19 protein-coding genes and 2 pseudogenes are annotated in these 22,824 nt (G+C 44.6%); 7 read left to right on the top strand and 14 right to left on the bottom strand.

The features are described from left to right. The 3 genes and pseudogenes from QFZ77_RS28360 to fucU all read right to left on the bottom strand — a co-directional run bounded on the left by QFZ77_RS28360 (window position 1) and on the right by fucU (window position 3,830). A complete protein-coding gene (locus QFZ77_RS28360; protein ID WP_307449909.1) occupies window positions 1-1,479 on the bottom strand; it encodes a rhamnulokinase in 1,479 nt (492 codons plus the stop codon). 50 nt (window positions 1,480-1,529) lie between these two features. Beyond that, window positions 1,530-3,319, bottom strand: a pseudogene (locus tag QFZ77_RS28365) (L-fucose isomerase). Between the two features lie 85 nt (window positions 3,320-3,404). After that, a complete protein-coding gene (gene fucU, locus QFZ77_RS28370) occupies window positions 3,405-3,830 on the bottom strand; it encodes an L-fucose mutarotase (protein ID WP_307444677.1) in 426 nt (141 codons plus the stop codon). A 123-nt stretch (window positions 3,831-3,953) separates the two neighbouring features. Here fucU and QFZ77_RS28375 point away from each other — a divergent pair, with 123 nt between their 5' ends. After that, the gene (locus tag QFZ77_RS28375; protein ID WP_307444679.1) at window positions 3,954-4,961 is read left to right on the top strand and encodes a LacI family DNA-binding transcriptional regulator; all 1,008 of its coding nucleotides are present in this window, start codon (window positions 3,954-3,956) and stop codon (window positions 4,959-4,961) included. A gap of 132 nt (window positions 4,962-5,093) precedes the next feature. Next, a complete protein-coding gene (locus QFZ77_RS28380; RefSeq protein ID WP_307444680.1) occupies window positions 5,094-5,405 on the top strand; it encodes a hypothetical protein in 312 nt (103 codons plus the stop codon). A gap of 140 nt (window positions 5,406-5,545) precedes the next feature. Here the strand turns inward: QFZ77_RS28380 and QFZ77_RS28385 are convergent, their stop codons facing one another. The 5 genes from QFZ77_RS28385 to QFZ77_RS28405 all read right to left on the bottom strand — a co-directional run bounded on the left by QFZ77_RS28385 (window position 5,546) and on the right by QFZ77_RS28405 (window position 9,890). Continuing rightward, window positions 5,546-6,055 carry a hypothetical protein gene (locus tag QFZ77_RS28385; protein WP_307444682.1) on the bottom strand — a complete coding sequence of 170 codons (510 nt, stop codon included), beginning with the start codon at window positions 6,053-6,055 and terminating at the stop codon, window positions 5,546-5,548. 47 nt (window positions 6,056-6,102) lie between these two features. Next, window positions 6,103-6,945, bottom strand: a complete 843-nt coding sequence (locus tag QFZ77_RS28390; RefSeq protein WP_307444684.1) for an SDR family oxidoreductase — start codon at window positions 6,943-6,945, stop codon at window positions 6,103-6,105. A 522-nt stretch (window positions 6,946-7,467) separates the two neighbouring features. Then, on the bottom strand, window positions 7,468-7,680 hold the full coding sequence (tatA, locus tag QFZ77_RS28395) for a twin-arginine translocase TatA/TatE family subunit (RefSeq protein ID WP_029193639.1): 213 nt from the start codon (window positions 7,678-7,680) through the stop codon (window positions 7,468-7,470). Window positions 7,681-7,701: 21 nt separating this feature from the next. Further along, on the bottom strand, window positions 7,702-8,262 hold the full coding sequence (locus tag QFZ77_RS28400; RefSeq protein WP_307444685.1) for a RidA family protein: 561 nt from the start codon (window positions 8,260-8,262) through the stop codon (window positions 7,702-7,704). A 20-nt stretch (window positions 8,263-8,282) separates the two neighbouring features. After that, the gene (locus QFZ77_RS28405) at window positions 8,283-9,890 is read right to left on the bottom strand and encodes a flavin monoamine oxidase family protein (RefSeq protein ID WP_307444686.1); all 1,608 of its coding nucleotides are present in this window, start codon (window positions 9,888-9,890) and stop codon (window positions 8,283-8,285) included. Between the two features lie 218 nt (window positions 9,891-10,108). On the opposite strand from QFZ77_RS28405, the gene QFZ77_RS28410 reads away from it, so the two are divergent. From QFZ77_RS28410 to QFZ77_RS28420, 3 genes are all read left to right on the top strand, one after another. Next, window positions 10,109-10,342: a MerR family transcriptional regulator gene (locus tag QFZ77_RS28410; RefSeq protein WP_029193642.1), complete on the top strand. Its 234-nt coding sequence runs from the start codon at window positions 10,109-10,111 to the stop codon at window positions 10,340-10,342. A gap of 38 nt (window positions 10,343-10,380) precedes the next feature. Further along, the gene (gene tatC, locus QFZ77_RS28415) at window positions 10,381-11,139 is read left to right on the top strand and encodes a twin-arginine translocase subunit TatC (protein ID WP_307444689.1); all 759 of its coding nucleotides are present in this window, start codon (window positions 10,381-10,383) and stop codon (window positions 11,137-11,139) included. A gap of 81 nt (window positions 11,140-11,220) precedes the next feature. Beyond that, complete coding sequence (locus tag QFZ77_RS28420) at window positions 11,221-12,108, top strand: LysR family transcriptional regulator (RefSeq protein ID WP_307444691.1); 888 nt, start codon at window positions 11,221-11,223, stop codon at window positions 12,106-12,108. Here QFZ77_RS28420 and QFZ77_RS28425 read toward each other — a convergent pair. Next, window positions 12,092-13,453 carry an APC family permease gene (locus QFZ77_RS28425; RefSeq protein ID WP_307444693.1) on the bottom strand — a complete coding sequence of 454 codons (1,362 nt, stop codon included), beginning with the start codon at window positions 13,451-13,453 and terminating at the stop codon, window positions 12,092-12,094. The genes QFZ77_RS28420 and QFZ77_RS28425 overlap by 17 nt on opposite strands. A gap of 337 nt (window positions 13,454-13,790) precedes the next feature. Here QFZ77_RS28425 and QFZ77_RS28430 point away from each other — a divergent pair, with 337 nt between their 5' ends. Beyond that, window positions 13,791-14,165, top strand: coding sequence for a hypothetical protein (locus QFZ77_RS28430; RefSeq protein WP_307444695.1), 375 nt, complete (start codon window positions 13,791-13,793; stop codon window positions 14,163-14,165). A gap of 123 nt (window positions 14,166-14,288) precedes the next feature. On the opposite strand, the gene QFZ77_RS28435 is transcribed toward QFZ77_RS28430, so the two are convergent. The 3 genes from QFZ77_RS28435 to QFZ77_RS28445 form a co-directional block, all read right to left on the bottom strand. After that, window positions 14,289-15,101 carry a sporulation protein gene (locus QFZ77_RS28435; RefSeq protein WP_307444696.1) on the bottom strand — a complete coding sequence of 271 codons (813 nt, stop codon included), beginning with the start codon at window positions 15,099-15,101 and terminating at the stop codon, window positions 14,289-14,291. A 606-nt stretch (window positions 15,102-15,707) separates the two neighbouring features. Continuing rightward, on the bottom strand, window positions 15,708-15,854 hold the full coding sequence (locus QFZ77_RS28440; RefSeq protein WP_307444697.1) for an RICIN domain-containing protein: 147 nt from the start codon (window positions 15,852-15,854) through the stop codon (window positions 15,708-15,710). A 95-nt stretch (window positions 15,855-15,949) separates the two neighbouring features. Then, complete coding sequence (locus QFZ77_RS28445; protein WP_307444698.1) at window positions 15,950-17,119, bottom strand: iron-containing alcohol dehydrogenase; 1,170 nt, start codon at window positions 17,117-17,119, stop codon at window positions 15,950-15,952. 104 nt (window positions 17,120-17,223) lie between these two features. On the opposite strand from QFZ77_RS28445, the gene QFZ77_RS28450 reads away from it, so the two are divergent. Further along, window positions 17,224-17,562, top strand: a complete 339-nt coding sequence (locus tag QFZ77_RS28450; protein ID WP_307444700.1) for a L,D-transpeptidase — start codon at window positions 17,224-17,226, stop codon at window positions 17,560-17,562. A 62-nt stretch (window positions 17,563-17,624) separates the two neighbouring features. Here the strand turns inward: QFZ77_RS28450 and QFZ77_RS37995 are convergent, their stop codons facing one another. Both QFZ77_RS37995 and QFZ77_RS28455 read right to left on the bottom strand, forming a co-directional pair. After that, window positions 17,625-18,077: a sensor histidine kinase gene (locus tag QFZ77_RS37995; RefSeq protein WP_373462774.1), complete on the bottom strand. Its 453-nt coding sequence runs from the start codon at window positions 18,075-18,077 to the stop codon at window positions 17,625-17,627. Between the two features lie 54 nt (window positions 18,078-18,131). Further along, window positions 18,132-22,820, bottom strand: a pseudogene (locus QFZ77_RS28455) (ATP-binding protein); the annotation flags it as partial. Window positions 22,821-22,824: the final 4 nt, after the last annotated feature.

The following is a 22,824-nucleotide window of genomic DNA, read 5'->3' on the forward strand; positions in this document are numbered from 1 at the left end:
TCAACTCCTTACTGATTTCTTAGCAATCACTTGCAAATAGGTTTGGTAAGCATCCTGCCATTTAGCTTCATCCTGGGATTCATACCGATCAGGCGGGAAGGAGTCCATGACGACTTGGCGGATCTGATCCAACGATTGGACCTCGCCGTGCGCTTTGACCTGCATCATAATATTGCCGATCGCCGTCGCTTCCACAGGACCAGCAATGACCGGTCTCCCTGTGGCGTTCGCCGTCAATTGGCAGAGCAGCCGATTTTGAATTCCTCCGCCTACCATATGAATGGTTGAAAGCTTTCTTGCAAGAAGCTGTTCAATTTCATCTAACGTTTGCTTGAATTTCATAGCCAGACTATCCACTACGCAGCGGATAAGCTCAGCTTTGGTTTGTGGTACGGTTTGGCCTGTTTCCACACAATAAAGGCGAATTCGTTCCGGCATATTTCCTGGAGCAAGAAACACAGGATCCTGCGGATCCACGTAACTTTGGAGCCCTGGCTCCAACTTCGCCATCTCTTGCATGTGAGCAAAGCTTATGGAATCTCCTTCGAGCTCCCATTGCCTTTTGCATGCTTGAAGGAGCCATAGTCCCATGATATTCTTCAGCATGCGAATCTTCTTTTCAGCGCCGCCCTCGTTTGTGAATCCCCAGCGAAGACTGTCTTCCGTCATGATGGGTTGATCGATTTCAACGCCCATTAAGGACCAGGTTCCACAAGAGATGAACGCATAGTCACCTTCGAGTGAAGGAATCGAAACGACCGCAGAAGCCGTATCATGTGAAGCTGCAGCCACAATTGGCATCGCGCCAACCTGCAGTTCCTCGGCTATTTCTTTGCGCAGAGTTCCTTCTTTCGTTCCGGGCATCACGATGTCTGTAAAGAGTCCAGACGGGATTCCAACTTTCTGCAAAAGTAAACGATCCCAGTCTCTCGCCACCGGATCCAGAAGCCCTGTTGTACTGGCGATCGTGTACTCCGTGGAACGAATCCCAGACAAATAGAAACGGAATAAGTCTGGCATGAGCAAGAGACGAACATCATCAGGCAGTGATAAACCTTGTTCTCTGCTCTCGGCATAAAGCTGAAAAATCGTATTAAAAGATAGCGGCTGAATACCTGAATGGCTGTATAATTCACGCTCCGTCGTTTGCTGCAGCAATTCGCTCATCGCTACTGCATTCCGCGCTTCCCTATAATGATAAGGATTGCCAAGCAGCTTGCCTTTGCCGTCAACAAAACCGTAGTCCACACCCCATGTATCAACTGCAATGGAAGCTGGACTACTAGGAGCATGCTGCTTATAAGCATGGATTCCTGCTTTTAACTCATGAAAAAGTCGCAAAAAGTCCCAGTACAAACTGCCGCCAAGCTCAACAGGATCATTTGAGAAGCGATGAATGTCCTCTACGGAAAGTGTTGAACCACTCCAACGCCCCAAAATGGTTCTGCCGCTGCTAGCTCCGAAATCTACGGCTAGCATATTCAAATGGTTAGTCCCCACCAGAGTCACCTCAATTCGTGCAATTGCTACTATTTATATAAGGGCCCGAAGCTGCTGCAAGCTCTGAAATCAGCGCCTCTGGATCCGATGTTCCGAAATTACTCCAAACCCGTGGACGGAAAATGTGCTCCTTCGCTACGTTGTGCATAGACACAGGAATTCTTAGAATAGCAGCAAGTGTGATTAAGTCAGCACCGATATGACCATAGCTGATCGATCCATGATTGGAGCCCCAGTTATCCATAACCGAATAAACATCGGTAAATGATCCTTCACCTGTTAAAATAGGAGCAAACCAAGTCGTCGGCCACGTTGAATCTGTGCGATCATCCAGCTGTTGATGCACATTCTCAGGCAGATCAACAGAGTAGCCTTCTGCTAACTGAAGCACGGGACCTAAGCCTCTTACTAAGTTGATGCGAGACATCGTTACCGGCATACCGCCTTTTGTAAGGAAATCGGTGGAATAGCCGCCTCCGCGGAAATATTCAACGGATGCAGGACGCCAAGAAGTTGCCTCTAGACACTTAGTCACTTCTTCATCCGTGATTTCCCAGTAAGGCTTCAAAACAGGTTTGCCATTGCGGCTTTGTTCCCCTGTGCCATCTAGTGCTGCTGGTCCAGAGTTAATCAAGTGAAGAATTCCGTCTTTGGCTGCACCGCTTAAAGTGTGTCCTGTTACGCGTTTCACCGCATCTGGGCTCCAGTACGTTCTTACATCGGCGAAAATTTGCGCTGTATTCGTCAACAGATTACCGAATAACATGGCAACACCATTCAGACTATCGTTCTCTGTGGCAACCAAATAAGGTGCGCGTTTGCCATTCCAGTCAAAGGAAGTGTTCAGGATGGCTTCCATGAAATCACCGTTCGGGAAGTGATCTGTCCAATGACGCTGTCCTTGGAAACCAGAGAGAATCGCATTGTGGCCAAGCGCTTCTTCCCCGAACTCGATGTCAGCCAGACGCGGGTTGCCTACCATTAAGTCCCTGACAATCAAGGACATTTTCACAACGGTTTCCCAATCTTGATCTTTCTTTTCACGGCTCGTTTGAATCTCAGAAGGATTCTTATCTGGGCCTTCTGTACAGTTCTCTTTTACCCAGTTCAGTGCCAATTGGTATTCTTCAGGATCGAAAATCTCTTCGTCAATACGACGCACTAATTCGGACATATCGACATATTCGTTACGCATGCCCAGGTAATTCTGGAACAGCTCCTCATTTACGATTGATCCAGCAATCCCCATAGATACAGAGCCGATAGAGAGGTATGATTTCCCTTTCATGTAAGCGGCAGCAAGCCCTGCCTTAGCAAAACGAATTAGCTTCTCATGAACGTCTTGCGGTATGTCTGTTGTACCTGCATCTTGTACATCTTTGCCGTAAATACCAAAGGCCGGAATGCCTTTCTGTGCATGACCCGATAAAACAGCGGCCAAGTAAACCGCGCCCGGACGCTCTGTACCATTAAAGCCCCAAATGGCTTTCGGTGTGGACGGGTCCATATCCATCGTTTCCGTTCCGTAGCACCAACAAGGGGTAACGGTAATGGATACACCTACTCCAGATTTCGTGAATTTATCCGCTGCTGCAGCAGCCTCGGCTACGCCTCCGATGCAGGTGTCAGCAATCACACACTCTACAGGCTCGCCGTTTGGATATTTCAGAGTTTCACTTAGTAAAGCTGCAACAGCCTTAGCCATGTTCATCGTTTGATCTTCAAGTGATTCACGAACACCTTTTCTTCTGCCATCAATCGTTGGTCGTATCCCAATCTTCGGGAATTCCTGGTTCCACCTGTAATCACTGTTTGCCATTTTAAATTCATCCTCCTCATGTGTATGGGGTGATACGAATTGTGCATTCAAACGGAATCAATTCATGAGTTATCGATAATTCAAATCACTCACTAATGACACCTTTTTTCAAAATAATATTGGCATATAAAGCTTTCTCACTCGTTGCCACGATCGCGTAGGCTTTCTTCGCTCGCTCATAAAACGGGAATCGATCTACATACTCAATTCGTGGCGGCGTGTGCTTACGAATGATTCCTTCGTATGTAGTCCATATCGGTGTTTCAACCGCATCTCCTGGAACTACCGCCATAAGAGCAATAGGATGTTCACTGTAAGAATCCAGTGGAAATAACGATAAAACCGCTTCCAATAATTCCGTTACACCATGGCCATCGCTGCGCAGCAAACGATTCGTATGACTGGCGGCAGGGAAATTGCCATCTGCTAGAATAATTTCATCCCCATGCCCCATTTCCATCAGCACCTTCAAAAGCTCCGGCGACAAGATGGAAGGAATACCTTTAAGCATATTCAAAACCTCCTCAAAAAATGAGTGTTACCGATAACTCAAAATTATCAATTTTAAGCCTTGCTGTCAATCCTTAATTTCTATACAATAGACGAATAGGATGAGATGAAAAGGTGACTCAACGTGATTACAATTTATGATATCGCTGAAAAAGCCGGTGTTTCGGCAATGACCGTTTCACGGGTTATCAATAATACAGGTCGTATCAGCGAAGCAACGCGCAAACGGGTAAAGAAAGTAATGGAAGATCTCCACTATATTCCGAACTCGATGGCACGCAGTCTGGTACTTCAGAAGACCAAAATTCTTTCCCTGCTCATTACGGATATTACGAATCCGTTCTATACTACGCTTGCACGCGGCGCAGAGGATGCAGCTAAACGGGCTGGATATCGACTGCTTTTTGCGAATAGCGATGAGGATTATGCGAAAGAGAAAGACTACGTTGATATGATTCTATCAACCCGTGTGGATGGCGTTCTATTCGCCCCAACGGGAGATCATTCTGTCGAGAATCTTGGTCAACTGCAAAAGCATAATATTCCCTTCGTTGTTTTAGACCGTGAAATTCCGGGAATTGAGGCGGATGTGGTACTCGGGGACAGCAAGGAAGGCGCGAGAAAGCTTGTTGAGCATTTAATTGGTCTTGGGCATCGCCGAATCGCTTTGATTAACGGTTCACAGGATGTCTCTACAGCCCGTTTGCGTTATACCGGGTATTGCGAGGCGCATTTGCTTAGCGGATTACCCATAGATGACTCGCTCGTCGCACATCTAAACTATCGTGATTTCCATGATGAATCCGCGTTAGATGAACTACTCAATCTTGCAGATCCACCGACAGCTATCTTCGCGGCTAACAACATGCTCGCCGTCGGCGTCATTCAATCATTGAGACAGCGCGGCTTGCAGGTGCCAGATGATCTATCGGTCGTCTGTTTTGACGATTTCGGCCCAGCAGGTGCGATTAACCCATTTCTAACCCTGGCTTCACAGCCTGCCTATCAATTCGGCTTATTAGGCATGCAGCTGTTAATCGAACGCATTGAAGGTGAAGCCGTTCATGAGAATCGGAAGATCATTCTGCCTTCGGAGATGATTATCCGAGCTTCCACACAGGCGTTGAAATGATGGCTGAGATGGCGGTTAACAGGAGAGCCTAAGTAGTTTCTACAACATTCGTTAGACAGATAAGCCCGCCCCCATTAAGCCCATTCTATTAAAAAGATGAGAAAGCACCCTATGAACCTTTAGGAGATTATAATGAACCCAACCGTAGAACTAGCCTTACAAACAACGCTAAAAAACTGGAATGCCATGTCGGCATCACGTGGTGATGAGCAGGAAGTTGTCGCCGATCAATTCCAATCATCTTTTTATTTATTTATCGATGCAGTCCGCGAATGGGTTTATCAGTTAGAACCGCGACCTCAAACCATCGATGAGTTATTAGACTTGGATATGATGCAGGAAATCCTAGATGTACTTCCAGCTCCGCTTCATTTAAACTTCGAGACGGAAGTTGAGCTTATCATGGATAATGTGGTTAGAATCGACGATGATAAATATGATTAAGATTTCCCACAATTACGAATCATCACTGCTCTAACAAGTCTAATCTCAAGTTGGCACATTACGCCCAAGTAGCAAAAAAAAGCCCAATGTCGAATTGGGCTTTTTCATCATTTATAAGCTTCACGTCGTGCTATCCGCACTTAAACCGTTTTATCCACAAAGGTAATCTGGTTCTGCTCAGCAAATTTTTTCAATCTAGCAGCCATGGCAGCTACGTCGAATCGATTCAGAGATTTGTTGTACACCCAACGAGGTGACTTCCCATTTAGGTCAATGACCACCTGACCAGGGGAGTATACGATTTCTTTAATTTTATCGGCATTAAGTACAAGCTCTCTGGCAAACCCTCTCTTCGAGATGCTCGTCTTACTAACCTTTAAATACGGACGGCGAATAAAATAAACGAACAGTCCAACCGCCATGTAACTGAGTGTCGTATACCAGTACATCTTGTCCCCGTCTGTTTTGGTCAAAGTAACCAATAATAAGATGGAAATTAGAACAAAAAATAAAGCTAACATAATGCTTCTACCCTTGAATACTTCCGATCGATCCGGATCTGAAGAAATCGGAGCAATCCCCTGTTTGGAGCGATTCTTATTTACTGTTTTTGTATTTTTACTTACCATTCTTTCCCACTTACGTGACATTCATTTCACTCCTTGGTTTATTCGTACTTACACAAGTACATCCTTCTTCATTTCAATAATCGATTCAAAACACCTTCATACCATCTCCATGGCAAAAGACTTTTCGCCCAGAGCCCCGCCCTCACACCGCGTCCCATTGGATAACGGAGCTTTGACCGCGGGTTGTCTACAATTCGTGCAATTTGGTCTGCTACTTCCTGCGGATCGGGTGCTGTCGCTGATACCTTCCTCGAGTAGTCAAGCATTTTGCTAAGCCGTTTCCAATAAGGAGACGCTTCCGTGGTATGGATCGCCTCGAAGCCTTTACGCCAAATCTCTGTCTTATAGGCACCTGGTTCTACAAGCACGACACGCACACCCAGGGGCATCATCTCTAAACGAAGCGATTCGCTGAAGCCCTCTAGGGCAAACTTCGAAGTGCTATATGGGGCATAGCCAGGAAAGGCGGATAACCCGCTCACACTGCTTACATTAACAATACAACCAGATTGCTGTGCGCGCATGTGCGGCAGGATGGCCCTCGTTGTTGCAATGACTCCGAATACATTCGTTTCCAGCTGAGATCTCCACGCTTCCAACGGTACATCTTCCACATACCCCCCGACAGCAAAGCCGGCATTGTTAATGAGAACATCGATTCTGCCATACTTGTCCATAATATCAGAAACGACTTGCTCAATCGAGTCATGAATCGTTACGTCAAGAGCCATGGTTTCGATGGCATTTGTTACACCAGCTTTTTCGGCATGCGCGAGCAAGGCTTCGCTTTTACCAAGGTCGCGCATAGTTGTGATAACGTGATACCCCTCTTGGGCCAGAGCTATTGAAGTCAATAAGCCAAATCCGCTAGAAGCGCCAGTCACCAATGCTGTCGGCTTTGTGAAACTCATTCAGGCTGCCCCCTATATCCAACTCACATTCCTTCATAATCCCATACAAAAGGCATAATGTCGATATGTAAAAGAGGACAATTGATTCGAGCAGGAGCTAACTTCCTAGTGAATGCCCATTTATGGCTGATTTTATCCAATCACATGAAAAAAAATGAGGCTTTGCCTCAGGTCGATCTTATCGATTAGTCTTCGTGCGCGGAGGTGGAATGAACTGTTGGTTTCCTTCCAACTATCCAAAATCACATAGGGCATAACGTCTATGCACCATCTTATTTAATTACGGCAATTCCAAAATGGCAAATTAACGCATCCACGTTCCCCTCAACGCTCAAATAGTCCGCTTTATCGATAAATAACGCATCGTAGTTCCTCTTCCTTCTTTCGAAACCGTCAGACGTTGCCTAGATAAGAGACTCTCGCCCCTCCCACCACTACTTTTGTACAAAAGCGCAAAAAAACCTGTATCCGGATGCTCTCCTCCAAGAGAACAATCACAGATACAGGCTGTCTGAGCTTCATTTATACTTTTGCCTTCTCGAGCAGCTTATCGGCTGGCTCTACATGTTCGGGAACCTCTTTACCCTCGGAGACGAGTTCCCGCGCAGAGTTTTTGAACTCGTGCAGCGTGCGTCCCACCGCGCGACCAAGCTCTGGAAGCTTGGATGGACCAAACAAAACTAAGACAACAACTAAGATTAACATGAGACCAGGAAAGCCAATATTTTGCAGCATAGGATCATCAACTCCGTTTCATTAGTTTTGATTATGATGTTTCGGATATACCGCTACTGCTTCGATCTCTATAAGCCAATCAGAGCTAACGAGTCCTGCCACACCGACCGTGGAGCGAGCTGGTTTAACCGGATTCGCTTCATTGCCAAAAAATTGCGCGTAGGCATCAAACCAGCCTTGATAGTCGAATTTGCCCTCTTTGGCCGCATCTGCTGTAAGATATACACGGAGATAAGTGACGTCAGCAAGGGTTAATCCCTTTTCCTTCAATTGCTTCTCGATTTCCTTCAAAATGCCGATGCCTTGCGTTTTGGTATCGCCATAGCGCTCATAAACCGTCTTACCCTCTTTATTAAGAACAGGCGGTACCGTTCCGCTTGTGAATAAGTAGGAAGAGCCTGCAGGTACGGACACTCCGGCAGAGATCGAGGACGCCGGATTGCCATAAAACTCCACTTCATTAATTGGCTCTGATGGGTATTTACTAGATTTTTCCGTTCCTGCTGCATAAGCGCTGACACATATGAGGCATGAACCTAATGTGACGGCTGCAATGGTTTTCACTTTCTTCGTTATCATCATCGTTCATCGCTCCTCATCATCTACTCTTTCATTACACGCTCATGAATTTCTGTAACCACTTTCCTCGCAGATTCAATCGCCCCTGCCTGCCAAGCGGTAATATAGCTGATATGCTCCCCTGCCAAATAAATGCGACCATCCGGTTTACACAATGTAGGGTAATATGTTTTGCGGTCGTCCGCCGTATACGAAGCCCATCCGCCTTGATTATATTTAATCTTCTTCCAATCTACGGAGAAAGAGGCTTCGAACTCTTTATAATATTGCGGATGAATCTTCGCCCCTTGGCTTAACGCGTAGTCCTCCCTTTGGGCAGGTGTCATTTTACCAATCTTATCAGCGTTACCCCCGAAGGCATAATAGCCTAAGAGGAGTCCCTTTTTGGCAAAATAATCAGTCGGTGGGTAATAAATACTGGAAATGTCCATATTCGTCAGCGAGCTTCCGCCAAAAATAAACTCATCTTCCTCCCAGAATCGACGTTTAAACTGAAGGCCAATTTTACCAGCGGATGCGTAGTTAATTTTAGAAATAGCTGTCGACATGTCGGCAGAGAAGTCTGCCTTAATATCCTTGAGGACAGAGAGTGGAATCGTACAAATACAAAAGTCTCCGGTAGCTTCCTTGCTTGCTCCGCTATTCAAGTCCTTATACAGGATACGAACACCATCGGATGATTGCTTAATTTCCTGTACCTCTGCATGGAATTCGATTCGGTCCCCCACTCGCTTCTCAAATGCTTTAGCAATTTGGTCCATCCCGCCTACCGGATGAAACATCATCATTTGTTGATCATAGCTGTATTCACTGCTAAAAAATTGCCCAAAACCGGAATTTATGATTGCTTTTAAACTGAATGGATCTCTGCGTACGCCCGCGTCGAATTTACCGCCTGGTTCCTCGTTATACCCTGCTCTCTCCGAACCTTTATAGAACAGATCTGCGTTTAAATCCCCTTCGGTCTTCAGATAAGTGACAAGATTAGCTTTTTCTTCTGTTGTTAAAGGGAGATCCAATGCCTTCTGATTTACCGCTTTTGCTAGCATTTCGGCGACATAGCCCCTAACATCAGCTTTCGCTTGGCGCTTTGGAATTTTCACACCTGATAACTCGCCTACATTTTCGTTATAATAGTAGCCGCTCTCGTTCACATTGTTGAAGGGTTCAATCGCGACGCCAAATTTGCGTGCATATTCCAACGTCACATGAAACTGGGGAATCCGCATCGGCCCCGCGTTGAAATACATCCCATTATCAAAGCGCGCAACCTGCTTGCTGCCTCCTAATTCCGTAACAGCTGTACCTCTGCGAACCGTCCAAGCTCTACCGCCGGAACGAGCTCTCGCTTCTAAAATTGTGCACTGATATCCTGCCATTCCCAGCTCATAGGCAGCCGTCATACCGGCTATCCCTGCGCCTAGAATGATCACTTTTTTCCCGTTACGGTTCGTTGAAGTGAGATCTCTACCTGAAGGAGGCGTGTAATCTGCCGCTTTCATCGTTTCTGGGGATAAGAGTCCCAGAGTCCCCATAACACTAAAAAGTGCGGCTGACCCTCCTATTTTGCCGACTGTAGTCAAAAATTGTCTACGTGTAATTTGATCTTCTTTGATCGGTGTCTTCTCCATGCTCCCATCTCCTCGTTCAAGTTTGGATAAACCGCACCTTAAACGTACCAGTAGGATATGTATTCGTCACTATTATGTGTAAGATTACATTACATAAATATTACTTATACCGGGATAAAAATAGATTATTTGATCAGGAATACGCATAATGATAGAGTTAACTTGTAATTAATGTCATGTAAACGTTAATTTATATAACATTAATAGGAGGTTGGATGATGTCGATGACGAAGAAGAAAGTGATTCAAATTGGTGTGGTAAGCGAATTAACCGGGTTATCGGAAAGGCAGATCCGTTATTACGAAGATCGCAAGCTTATTTTCCCAGAAAGAAGTAAAGGAGGCGTTCGTAAATATTCATTTGAGGATATTCAGACCATCATGGAGATCCACACGAAGCTGATGGACGGCTTCCACACCGTTGAACTTAAGCGTATGCTAGCTGGATCTTAAGACAATGACAACCATACATAGCTTTGGAGGTGCCTTCCATGCCAATAAAAGAAATGATGTCTCTCGTTGAACATCTGTCTGAACTGCGAACACGTATTATTCGCGTTCTAATCGTAATTGTCCTTACGATGATTGCTGGCTTTCTCGCTGCCCCAAAACTCCTGCTCTACTTGAAGCAAACACCCCCGGCCTCCAACATGACATGGCATGTATTTTCCCCCATGGATAGTATTCGCCTCTATATGATGATTGCGTTCGTGATATCCCTTACGGTTTCTTTGCCTTTTATCCTTTATCAGATCTGGGGATTCGTTAAACAAGGTCTGACGAAGGAGGAGCAGTCAGCCTCACTACGTTATATCCCTTATACGGTCCTGTGTTTCATCATCGGTTTAACTTTCGCTTACTTCGTTGTTTTCCCCATGTGTATGGCGTTCACTACCCAAATTTCCGATAACCTCGGATTAACGCCGACGTACGGCGTTGCCCAATATTTTAGTTTTATGCTGAACATTGTGCTGCCTTTGTCGATTGCCTTTGAACTTCCCATCGTCGTCATGTTTCTAACTAGACTAAAACTGCTGAATCCAAAGCTCCTGAACAAAATTCGCAGATATGCCTACATCGTGCTAGTCATCGTAGCTAGCCTTATTTCACCTCCAGATCTCATCTCACATCTGATGGTGGCCATCCCCTTATTCGCCTTATATGAAATCAGCGTCGTGCTATCACGTTTCGTCTTTAACGGACAAATGAAAGAGCTAAGCAAACTGAATGTTGAGTACGGAGCCTCTTAAAATAGGGCTTCCCTATCATTGCCTATGGTCCGCTTTTGGGATATATTTACGACATAAATCGCTTCCCAAAAAAGGAGAACTATGCGGATTGAACAACTTCTCTACATCATTGAAATCAATCAAACCGGTTCGATTTCCCTAGCTGCCGAAAAGCTTCATGTCTCTCAACCGAATATCAGCCAGGCCATTGTGAGTCTGGAAGAAGAGCTTGGGATTAAGCTTTTTAAGCGTTCGCGTTTCGGAGCCGTTCCTACGGAAGATGGGAAATTAATTATAAGTAAAGCGGAAGAAATTATTAACAAAGTAGAGGAACTTCGGGAGACGGCAGATTTTCAGTCCAATCAGCTCTCAGGGTTCCTTTCCATCGCTTCTGTGCCTAGCCTATGCTTAAGTGTATTACCCTCAACCTTGGCGATTTTCAAAGCAAAGCATGCTGGCGTAGAGCTTGAAATGTTGGAACTTGATTATCCACAAATTAAACAAGAAGTCCAAAGCGGTAAAGTAGATATTGGTCTAATCGCCGTATCTCGGAATTATGAAGAGCCGAACAAACAATTGATCACAGAGACGTTAATGGACAGCAGAGTGATGGCATGTGTGGGGAGAAACTCCCCACTGTCTCATCGCAAAAGCATCTCCTTAGAAGAACTTGTCCATCAGCCGATCCTCCTGAATTCTGAGTATCTGATTAGTAAATTAAAAAAGTATGGAGAGCCGAATATTTTATTTAAGTTAGGGAATTCAGAGGCTGCAAAACGAGTAATTGCGGAAGGCATTGCCATTGGATTTTATACGGAAATCGGTCTGAAATACGACCCCTATGTCCAAACAGGCAGCATTGTTGCGCTAGAAATCACCGGAGAGGATATGGATATTTCCTTCTGCTCCTTACGTCTAAAGAATCGTCATCAGTCCCTGCCCTGCAAAGAGTTTACAAAAGAACTGAAAATGATTATTGCAACAATTTGATATCGTGACTACTGCTCGAAACCGCGTTAGTAGCATGTTTATTTATTCGGCGTTTGCCGACAATCATTACATAAACGATGCTAGCTGCGACAAGCACTATGTTACCTATAATTAATAGAGCTGACAATCGGCTGAGAAGTAAATAACCTTGAAAGGCCAGTAAACCAACGGCTATGATGACAATGGTGTAAAGCAGGCTTGGCTTCATAGTGAAAGGTGCTTTGCGATAAAGCTCAGGGTACTTGCGTGGAAGCTGTACGGCAGAAAGTACGGGGAAAATACTCGAAAGAAGTAAGATGCCAACCCCTAACTGGGAAATCGTGGTCAACGATACTCCAGTTACAATGGGTATGACCCCAAGCAGATAGTAAAACGTGAGAAGCCAATGCGGTGTACCATACCTTCGATTAACGGCGCCGAACGATGCTGGGAGCCAACCATCGCGACATGCCGCCAGCATCCCCCTCGTCACCCAGGAAAACGTCACATTGAGTGTAGAAGCCAGAGCAAACATGGCCCCTCCTATGATAAAAAATAGGAACAATGGATTAGGCAATATCGTCCTTGCCACATCCGAAAGCGACTCGCCTGCAACTTCGGAAATCGGCAGAACTCCGGTTGCCACGATGCCAATGCCTATATAAAGCAAGGCAACTATACCACTGCTGATGAAAATTGTAAGCGGAATATCCCTTTGCGGCCGCTTCATTTCGCCTCCGAGCTCAACTACGGCATAAGCGCCTCCTGATGCAAAGGAAGTGATTCCAACCGCCGTAAGAAAACTCCCCGTTCCCTGAGGAAAAATCTCTGATGGATGAAACATCGAAAAGTCAACCTTCGAAATTCCCCATACGATGAAAACAAGAAGAGACAGCAGCTTAATCGCTACGAGCACCTTACCTAATGATGACATGAACTTGATGCCAAATAAATTAATCAAATAGAAGAAAGTCAGCACAATGAAAGCAACAAGCATAATCGGCGTACCAGGCATGATTCCCTGTAAATATTGAGCGAATGAAATGGCATACACAGCAATGGTCAAATGACCGAATGTAAACAGGATTAAATAGACAAACCCTGTATTCGGAGAGAGTAAACGACTCGTGTATGTATACATACCTCCAGTTGTAGGAAGAACTGAACCTAATACAGCAAGAGGAATCGTCATGATAAGCATAAAAATTGAGGAAAGCACGAAAGCAAGCGGTACGCCAGCCCCAGTTAAGGCAATAGCGATGCCAGTGATTGACATGATACCTGCTCCAATAATTTGTCCGAGGGCGATACCAATAGAATCTCGTAAGCCTAACACCTTCTTCAATTCCCCTTCTTCATTCACCATAATCAGCAGCGCCTCCCTCTCAACTCCACTCATACATATATACAATCATCTTCTGCATAAACCAAGTATTACCTTCTTCCTAATGAAAATAGAGCTAATTATTATTTATTAAAAACAGTCATAATCGATCTTTATCCCGCATAGAGTATATAGTTGCTTATTACTGAAAGCTATATGAAAGTTTACTGAAATCCAATTTTCACACTTGAAGGGATGCTGATTTCGTATTATTACATTAGAACAAGTTCATTTTATCGAAACTCGCTGTATTAATCCGCAAGATGCCATTATCGTTCGTTTACTCACAGAGGGTATTGCCTCTCACGAAATTGTTTATTTGAAAAAGAACTCATTAGATGCCAAAAATCAATTACTTACAGTCACTGACTCTTTGGGAGCAAAGAGGCAGGTACAAATTTCGCGAACATGTGCTGAACTGTATCAAAGTGCTCTTGGGCAAACGAAATACATAGTCAACTACGGAGACCTTCCCAATAAACAACTGATAACCGATCTTCGAGATAGCGAGTATCTCATCAAGGTGGGCATGCGAGATTTTATTGCAAATCGCAGTATGATCACAGAGATGGATTCCGTTATTTTGCGAACGATATATATGAGACTTCGGCGATTAGCTGACTTTTTCTCAACTCCTGAACTCACGTATTTAACGACAGGAAAACTTGAACTTAAGCTATTAGCACACGCGTAATAGTTAGATGCGGAGGCCTTTAAGGCCTCTTTTTTACGACATTTTCGGAAACTAAAGTTGAATTGAATAGAGGCTGTCCCTCCGGTAATCATCCTACCGTTGGTGACAGCCTCTTTTTATGTATTATTCCAGCAGCTCGTCAAATATCCCCCTGAACTGATCCGCTACAGAAGAAGAACCTTCCTCCAGCTCTTCCCTGTTGAAAAAGTAGCGATGACGGGACTCATCCGTATCCAACATATCCGATAGAAATCCGCTGAAACCACGCGTTTTGCGATCGAATTCTAGGATGATCTCAACACCGTCTTCATTCGGATAGAAAATGAGTTCAAGTTCATCCACCGTGCTGCGGTACTCGCCATTATGATAGGGAACAAATTCAAACTTTTGAATAAACGGTAAATGATAATCTCGTTGTAAATAATACTCATTCTCCGCTTGATGCAAATGAAATCCCAGTTCTTCCAGCGCTTCAAAAACAACCGCAGTATGCGGGTGTGCCCGAACTTCAATATCATCACGATCCGAGGGATCAACTGCATTATCAATGTCTAAGCATGTACGCACCCAGATCGGGCTGACACCGATTGAGATTGGCGTTTCATGCGGCAGAACGAATTGAAAAGGAATTTCAATCGTCTCATCCGGAGCAATCACGAGGTTTTCACCAAGTAACATATTTGCAACTACGACGGTTTCTTTCTGCATACGAGTTTCAGTTCGCCCATCGCGATTAGCATCTGTCTCCACAGGCTTCTTATATTCCGTCATGATTTGAAAGTAGATCTTGTCCACCTTCTGCTCCACTTTTCCGCCTTTAGCAATAACAACGCCCTCAACCAACTCTCCAGGAATAAAATCCTCCGTCTGAAACTGTGTGTCGATATCGATGTTCCCAATCCCTACGCGTGCTAAGATTTTCTTGAAAAATGCCATTTCTAGTTCCTCCAATTACATAATTGTTAATTGTCTTCCTCAAAATGCTCAGTATCTTCATACGCGGTAGGTCGATCGTCGTTTCAGAAAATTGCAGAATCTGCGCGTTTGGTTTTTTCATGCTTCTTGTCCTTCACGACTTTTCCTCATTGATAGTAAAAACCCGAGCATCCCCGAAAGGGCAATCCCAAAAACAAAGCTGTTTACATTGAAAAAAATGGTGTTCGTATACTGATTGAACCATCCCCACCTATAAATAATTGAATTCGGGTTGTCGGGACCTCCATTCAGTGTATCAAGATGCCATTTTACTTCGTTGATCTCGCCTACAACACAAAAGTTAGAAGAAAGCTTATAAAAAAGATGATCAAACCTTTTTTTATCTTTGATGATAATCGCGGGATTACCATCATGAAATTGCCGCCATCTGGCTTTGGTTTAAATGTCATTAGATCTATCAAATAAAAACCTGAAGCACTAATGATCAAAAAAGTAAGTAACCAAAAATAAAAAGAACTATGTCTCATCTTTTCTCTTGTAGATATCTCAGAATCTCTTGATTATCTTTAATAATAATCCTTTTTGCTGCATGTTCGGTGGTCAATTTCATAATTTGAGAAAACGCTTCCTATCAGTCCATTGGATGGCCGCACCGTTGTCAATAATTTGCCAGTGCTGACTCGTCCAGCCGCCGTCTGACCATTGCTCGATGACGACCCCATTTGCCATTGACCCGTTCTCAACTCCAACCAATTTAGAACTTTTCCAACTATTTCAAGTCAGCTTTCCACAAAAATAAGGTGAACCCCTAATCTCACGATTAGGAATCCACCTTATGAAAACAATCTTTACACTAAAGATCGAATCAAAATATCTCTGACTGTTTCCCGCGTCATCATTTTGTATTGCCCTACTTTGTCCTTCATGAATGATTTATGGACTAATTCCTCTATCCTAGAATCATCGATTCCATAATCCCCTAATCGATTCGGCGCACCAAGGGAATTCCAGAAACTTCGCAGTGCGTCAATCCCTTCGAGTGCAATTTCATGATCTGTTTTATCCGATGGATCGATGCCGAAAACAGCAATCGCCAATTTCTTCATCCGTGAAGGATCTTCCTCCGCACAATGCTTCATCCAGTTCGGGAATACAATCCCAAGCCCTCCGCCATGCGGAATGTCATAAACGGCGGATAGGCCATGTTCGATCTGATGCGATGCCCAATCTCCACCATCTGTGCCGCTGGACAGCAGCCCGTTAAAGGCAGTCGTCCCCGCATACATGACCGTTGCTCTATGCTCATAGCTGTTAAGATCGGCAAGCAGCTTCGGTGCAGCTTCAATGACTGTCAATAGGACTGACTCCATGAAACGATCAATCATAGGTGTGTTTTCCGTCCGATGGAAGTACTGCTCCAGCACATGCGACATCATATCCACGATGCCATACACCGTCTGATCCATAGGTACAGAATACGTGTATGCAGGGTCTAAAATTGAGAATGCCGGATACGCAAAAGGACTGCTCCAACCACGCTTTTCGTTTTTCTCCCAATGCGTGATGACGGAAATATTATTCATTTCAGAACCTGTAGCCGCAATAGTTAATACCGTACCAAAAGGAAGCGCTTTGTAAGGCACAGCTTTCCGAGTAATGATGTCCCAAACATCTCCGTCATAATAAACTCCCACGGAAATTGCTTTGACACAATCAATCACACTGCCTCCGCCAACAGCCAAAATGAGCTCGATTTGCTTATCGCGGCAAATATTTATGCCTTTCCGTACAGTGGTGAGCCGTGGATTAGGCTCTACACCAGACATTTCAAACACTTCTGCTTGCATATGTATAAGCTGTTCCATAACAGCATCGTATACGCCATTTTTCTTAATGCTTCCACCGCCATACACGAGCAATACTCGCTTGCCAATCGTACCAAGTTCCTGTTGCAGCTGCTCGATTTGACCATGGCCTAACCATAATCTTGTTGGATTAAACTGTAGAAATGATTGCATGTCTGTTTCTCCTTCGGTGACTGATATCTACAGCAGTATATCACATGTAAGTTTCAATATCGAAAACGTTCCTATTTACATAGAATAGCTTGAGGTGACAATCCATGCCCAATTACCGAATTATTGTTGATCTTTCTGACTTTCAATTATATCTGCTGGATGTAAATCGCGTTGTACGTGGGTTCCCAGTTGGTATTGGTAAAATGTTAACGAACACACCGACGGGTGAATTTTTCATTATCAATAAGCAACCACATCCCGGCGGCCCTTTCGGTGTCTTCTGGATGGGTTTAAGCAAACCTCATTATGGCATACACGGCACGAATAATCCTTCTTCAATAGGCAAGCGAACATCTCACGGCTGTATCCGCATGTACAACGAAGATGTGCTTGAGTTGGCCGAACTGGTACCCATTCACACCAGAGTTACCATTCGACCTTAGCCCTTAGCCCAAAAAACCGTACATCGCACACAGAATCATGTGAGGTATACGGTTCTTGCGGCTTAAATCCGATGTACAGGTAACGAGAACGAGATGCTGCAGCCTTTTCCAAGGCGGCTTTCCGCCCAAATCTGCCCGCCATGATACTGCACGATCTCCTTAGCAATCGCGAGTCCCAGGCCACTCCCGCCAGACGTGCTGCGTGATTTGGAGACTTTGTAGAACCTTTCAAAAATGTGCGGAAGATCCTCTTCGCTAATCCCTACGCCTGTATCGGTAACCCGAATCACTAACTCGCTCGGTTCATCCTTGATTGCCACGTGAACATCAATGAATCCGCCTCTAGTGGAAAATTTAATTGCATTGTACAAAATATTCGCATACACCTGTTCAATACGATCTGTATCTACCGTTAAAAGCAGTTCTTCGCCTTCCGAATGTGCCATGTTTAACGTATAGGAAATTCCAGCATTCGCCGCATCCAGCTCATACTTCGCAAAAAGCTGGCGAACCATCGTTCCGCATGAGGTTGGGGCTAGTTGAAAATGGAACTGCTTCGTCTCAAGTCGACTTAACTGATAGAGATCCGTAATGAGCCGCTGAATGCCGACAATCCGCATGTGAACGACCGTAAGGTATTTTCTCTGTTCCTCAGGCTCTTGAATAACCCCATCCAGAATAGCCTCTACATAACCCTGAATGGACGTGAGTGGCGTGCCCAAATCATGGGAAATATTAGACAGCAGGTCTCGACGCGACGTCTCCATCAAGATCAATTCGTTCGTCCGTTCTTTGACTTTGGACTCCAAATCATTATAGAGTCTCGCATTCTCAATCGAAATTGCCGCCTGAGCAGACAACAGCTTGATAATATCAAGACGGTCTGATGTAAAGGCATTGCGAATCAAATTATTTTCAAGATAAAAGACGCCGACTAGATTGCCCTGATGCAGGATAGGCTCGCAGAAAATCGATTTACTCTCCGTTGCCCGGATATACGGATCATGTGTAAAGAATCCCTTATTCTCGGCATCATCGAGAACTACACCTTCCTTGGTCCGTGCAACGAATTGAATCACCGCCGTTGGGAGATCTTCTCTTGTTTCTAATAGTACTGAGCTTACGGTACAAGAATCCTTGCCGTCGATGGCAAGCATCTCAGCTTCCACGAATAAGCTGTCGCGTTCTTTCAAGACAAGGATGCTTCTCTCCGCGCCAGACGAATAAGTTACAATTTCCATTAACCGTTTGATCAATTGCTCCAAGTTAACTTCACTCGACAACGACCTAGACGTGTTCATAATCGTCATAAAATCAAGCGCCTGCAGGGAATAGTCACTTATTTTGGTTGTGTTCCAATCCATCGACTCTTTAAGTGATGTTAAATAGCCCGGATAACGCAGCATTAACTCCTCGGCCTTAGCCTTCGCACCCCAGCTTAGATAACCGTAATACGCATCGACGAAATAGGTTTTGGCAATCTTTTCACGTCCAGCTTCTTTATACATCCTCCCTGCTAGCTCACAGGCAATCGCCTCATGCTGGATGAACCCCTGCTCCCTTGCTTGCCGGATTGACGTTTCATATTCTTGCTCTGCTTTCTGAAAATGGCCTGTTACACGGTTCCACTCCGCATGCATTAATAGGCTAATATGCGAAAAGTTTTCCGGACAATGGGTAGCCCATTTATCCATCTTGCGCAGCATCTTTCTCATCTGTTTGGCCAGCATCTTCTGCTCTAACATTGCAGCCTCTTTATATTTAGCAGCTATAGATAAGGCATAGTAGAAATAGTTCTCAGGAATATGAAACAGCCCGAAAGAAACAGACTGCATAGGTTCTGCATTTTTACCAACCTTTAAAGCTTCCTCATATTGACCAAACAAATAATACAGCATCATTTTTTTGACTGTATACTCATGAATGATGACTTGGTTCGGGTGGACCTCCAGCTTACGGACAAATTGTTCTTCCTCTTCTTCATCCTTGCCGAGAATCAGAGGATTCTCAGACTTTCCTTCCAAATTATGAATGACCTTACGGAGCATTTCTAACATGAGAAGGGTGTCATGATGATTGGTCTGTTCCAATATCCGATAGTTTTTAGCTAAATCTTCTTGCACTTCCGAAAGTACAACACCTTGAAAATCCTTCACTAAAATCTGATAAGTAAGGGCATAACCTGCGAAAACCAAGTCCCCATCTTCGATCCCGCTTCGGAACGACTCCTTCAAGTGCTCCAAACACACATGCAAAGGCTTAACCCAAGGAGTGACGAACAAACCAAATGAGAAATGGCTTTTACTGCGAAATTGATGGGATTGAAATCTGGCATTCATGCGGTCGCCAAGCTGCCCATACTGGTAGCCTAGCTGATAATCCCCGAAGCCCGAGCCCAGAATCAAGCCATAGGATCCATATACATAGGCCATCATGGGGGTATTGCCATACTTCAAGGCATGCTTCGTCATGATGAACATGAACAAAACGAATAAATTCGTATTCACGAAATAGGCGGAGATGGCAATACTCATCATTAAATTCATTAATTTGGTTCTGTATTCATCTTCCATAATCGGTAAATCGTACAGCTGCAGCGTATTCTTCCGTCCAATCATTGCTTTCAGCTTCATATATTCGAAAAAAATGTTCACGCCCGTAGGCTCTTTAGACACACGGATACCTTGTTCAGCTAGGGCTTTCAACCCGACTTCCAAACTTTTATGCTGCTTTCCGACGTTCGTGTACAGAATCACTTGTAAGTTATACACTTCCAACTTGAGTTCGTTCGTACGGGCATCTATAAGCAGTTCTTCATACGAAATCTCGGCTTCATCCGCTTGACCATTCAGATAAAGCACTTCTGACTTCTCCAGTCGAATGGAAAAGCTAAGGTCATTTAACTCCACGCCCTCGACCAACTTCAGCAAAGCTAGTGCTTTATTGTAATATTGCAGTGCTGAACGATAAGCATTCGAGGATTTAGCCTTGCGACCTGCAGCAAAATTAAATTCTAGAAGCTGGATAAGCTCCTTACTCTCCGTTAGTAAATTAGAGCCGATATTCATATGGTTGACGATATCGAACAACCGGGGCTCTGCCTGATCTTCAGTTAAATGCTCCAGCAGCTGATGTGCGATGTTCAAGTGCATTTCTGGCAGCATGGATTCCTCAATGGAACCATAGACGGCTTCTTGAATGGAATCATGCACAAACATAAACCGTATGTCCCGTGCAGTTGAGTTCCCTTGGATCTCCATAAAAAACTTATAATCCATACCAACTGGTATCATCAATCCGTTTTGGATAGCAATTTCCAACTCATGCAGAACATCAGTAAAGGACATCTTAGCAATAATACCAAGCGCTTCCAGGTCAAAGGAGGCCCCCAAACAAGCAGCTAACCGCAGTAAGTATTGCGTTCTTGGCGGCATGCGCTGCAGCTTCTCAGCTAGGAGGAACATAAGATTATCAGTAATTCTAAGCTTCTGAATTTCACCAATATCCCAAATCCAACGATTAACTTCATAATTAAAGGTGAGTAAATTTTGCTCGTGTAAGGCTGTTAAAAATTGTTTGACGAAAAAAGGATTTCCGCCGGTTTTTTGCAGAACGAGCTGAGCCAGCTCAACTACCTGCTGCTGCTCGGTTTTCAACGACTCCGCAATCAACTGCTCGACATCCGTAATTTCCAGTGGCTGCAAAATAATCCGTTCCGTAACAAGGCGCTCTGGGAGCTTGTCCAGCAATTGAACACGAGTAGACGATAACCAATTGATGTCATTCTCGCTTCGATAAGAACCTATGAAAAGGAAATACTTCATTTGTGAATCGTTCAATAGCAGGTCAAGAAATTGTAAGGAGGCGGCGTCTGCCCACTGCAAATCATCTAGAAACAACACGATGGGCCGGTCTTTCACACAGAAGATTAGCAGAAATTGCTGCAATAAGAAATGTAATCGATTCTGTGTTTCTTGCGGAGGAAGCTGCTTCGCAATGGGCTGCTCACCGATTAGGAGCTCAAGGTCTGGAACGAGATCCGTCAATACTTTCCCACTCGTTCCCAGCACTTTCAGCAAACGTCCGCGATACTCTTCCATTTGATGATCTTTCTCCGTCAGAAGCTGACGGACTAACTGACGCAGCGCCTTAGATAACGCATGATACGAGACATGCTGTTTGTTGGGCTCGAATCTGCCCGATAAGTACCAGCCATTATCCTTCATGATCGTCTTCATCGTCTCGGCGATGAGAAACGATTTGCCATAACCAGATTCCCCGGTTACCCAAACGGCCTCCAGCGAGCCATGCACCGCACGTCCATAAACATGCAGCAGATTTTCGATTTCCTGCGCTCGTCCGTACAACCCTTGAGGTATCTGAAACATGTCCGTCATGTCATAGAGCCCTACTGCAAAATCCGTCATTTCTTCCCCGGAATTGCTTAGCATCAAGATGTGCTCGAGATCCTGAATAATGCCGTAGGCGCTCTGATATCGATCTTCCGCATTTTTAGCAAGAAGCTTCATAACAATATCGGATAGCGGCTTCGGTATACCCATCCGTAAGCTTTCGGGAGGAGTCGGCGTCACGGCAAAATGGCAATGAATCAGCTCCACCGGATCTTCCGTTTGAAACGGAAGACGTCCCGTGAGCATTTCATAGAACGTGACCCCTAAGGAATAGTAGTCCGTTCGATAATCGATAATACGATTCATGCGACCTGTCTGCTCAGGCGACATATAGCTTAGTGTTCCTTCTAGCATCAAAGGGTCTAGCATTTCTTGACGTTCTCTCGTAAACGAGGAAATGCTGAAATCAGCTAGCTTCATGATCTGCTTTTCAGGATTAATAATAATGTTGCTAGGTTTAATATCTTTATGTATGACGTACCGCTGATGAATATCCCCAACAATCTTGATCAATTGAATAGCAGCTACAAGAAAGGCTTGTATGGACTGACGAAACATAGGGAAATAAGCCGATAAGGTCTCACCGTCAAAGTCTTCCAAGATGAGAGCTAAGCTGTTTTGATGCTTGGGCAGCGCCAATGGTTTAACAATGCCGGGAAAATCCAGCATTTTGCCTATCTCATACTCACGTTTCAATCTTGCGATATCTGCTGAAACTGGAAAGTCAGAACGTAGGGTTTTGATAATTACTTTTTCCATAGTTGGCTTATGAATAGCACGATAGAGCACAGTCCGTTCGCCTTGATAGATTTGTCTGATCAACTCATATTCCGGCAAAATTAGCATATAA

The organism is Paenibacillus sp. V4I3 (assembly GCF_030817215.1).
In the GTDB taxonomy this organism is placed as follows: Bacteria; Bacillota; Bacilli; order Paenibacillales; family NBRC-103111; genus Paenibacillus_E.

Excerpts from the sequence above, each read along its gene's own strand:
- QFZ77_RS28450 (WP_307444700.1), top strand. The coding sequence starts at position 17,224 with ATGCCCAATTACCGAATTATTGTTGATCTTTCTGACTTTCAATTATAT.
- fucU (WP_307444677.1), bottom strand. The coding sequence starts at position 3,830 with ATGCTTAAAGGTATTCCTTCCATCTTGTCGCCGGAGCTTTTGAAGGTG.
- QFZ77_RS28435 (WP_307444696.1), bottom strand. The coding sequence starts at position 15,101 with ATGGCATTTTTCAAGAAAATCTTAGCACGCGTAGGGATTGGGAACATC.
- QFZ77_RS28380 (WP_307444680.1), top strand. The coding sequence starts at position 5,094 with ATGAACCCAACCGTAGAACTAGCCTTACAAACAACGCTAAAAAACTGG.
- QFZ77_RS28405 (WP_307444686.1), bottom strand. The coding sequence starts at position 9,890 with ATGGAGAAGACACCGATCAAAGAAGATCAAATTACACGTAGACAATTT.
- QFZ77_RS28425 (WP_307444693.1), bottom strand. The coding sequence starts at position 13,453 with ATGGTGAATGAAGAAGGGGAATTGAAGAAGGTGTTAGGCTTACGAGAT.
- QFZ77_RS28410 (WP_029193642.1), top strand. The coding sequence starts at position 10,109 with ATGTCGATGACGAAGAAGAAAGTGATTCAAATTGGTGTGGTAAGCGAA.
- tatA (WP_029193639.1), bottom strand. The coding sequence starts at position 7,680 with ATGCTGCAAAATATTGGCTTTCCTGGTCTCATGTTAATCTTAGTTGTT.
- QFZ77_RS28420 (WP_307444691.1), top strand. The coding sequence starts at position 11,221 with ATGCGGATTGAACAACTTCTCTACATCATTGAAATCAATCAAACCGGT.
- QFZ77_RS28390 (WP_307444684.1), bottom strand. The coding sequence starts at position 6,945 with ATGAGTTTCACAAAGCCGACAGCATTGGTGACTGGCGCTTCTAGCGGA.
- QFZ77_RS28360 (WP_307449909.1), bottom strand. The coding sequence starts at position 1,479 with ATGCTAGCCGTAGATTTCGGAGCTAGCAGCGGCAGAACCATTTTGGGG.
- tatC (WP_307444689.1), top strand. The coding sequence starts at position 10,381 with ATGCCAATAAAAGAAATGATGTCTCTCGTTGAACATCTGTCTGAACTG.
- QFZ77_RS28400 (WP_307444685.1), bottom strand. The coding sequence starts at position 8,262 with ATGATGATAACGAAGAAAGTGAAAACCATTGCAGCCGTCACATTAGGT.
- QFZ77_RS28445 (WP_307444698.1), bottom strand. The coding sequence starts at position 17,119 with ATGCAATCATTTCTACAGTTTAATCCAACAAGATTATGGTTAGGCCAT.
- QFZ77_RS37995 (WP_373462774.1), bottom strand. The coding sequence starts at position 18,077 with ATGGTTCGCCAGCTTTTTGCGAAGTATGAGCTGGATGCGGCGAATGCT.
- QFZ77_RS28385 (WP_307444682.1), bottom strand. The coding sequence starts at position 6,055 with ATGTCACGTAAGTGGGAAAGAATGGTAAGTAAAAATACAAAAACAGTA.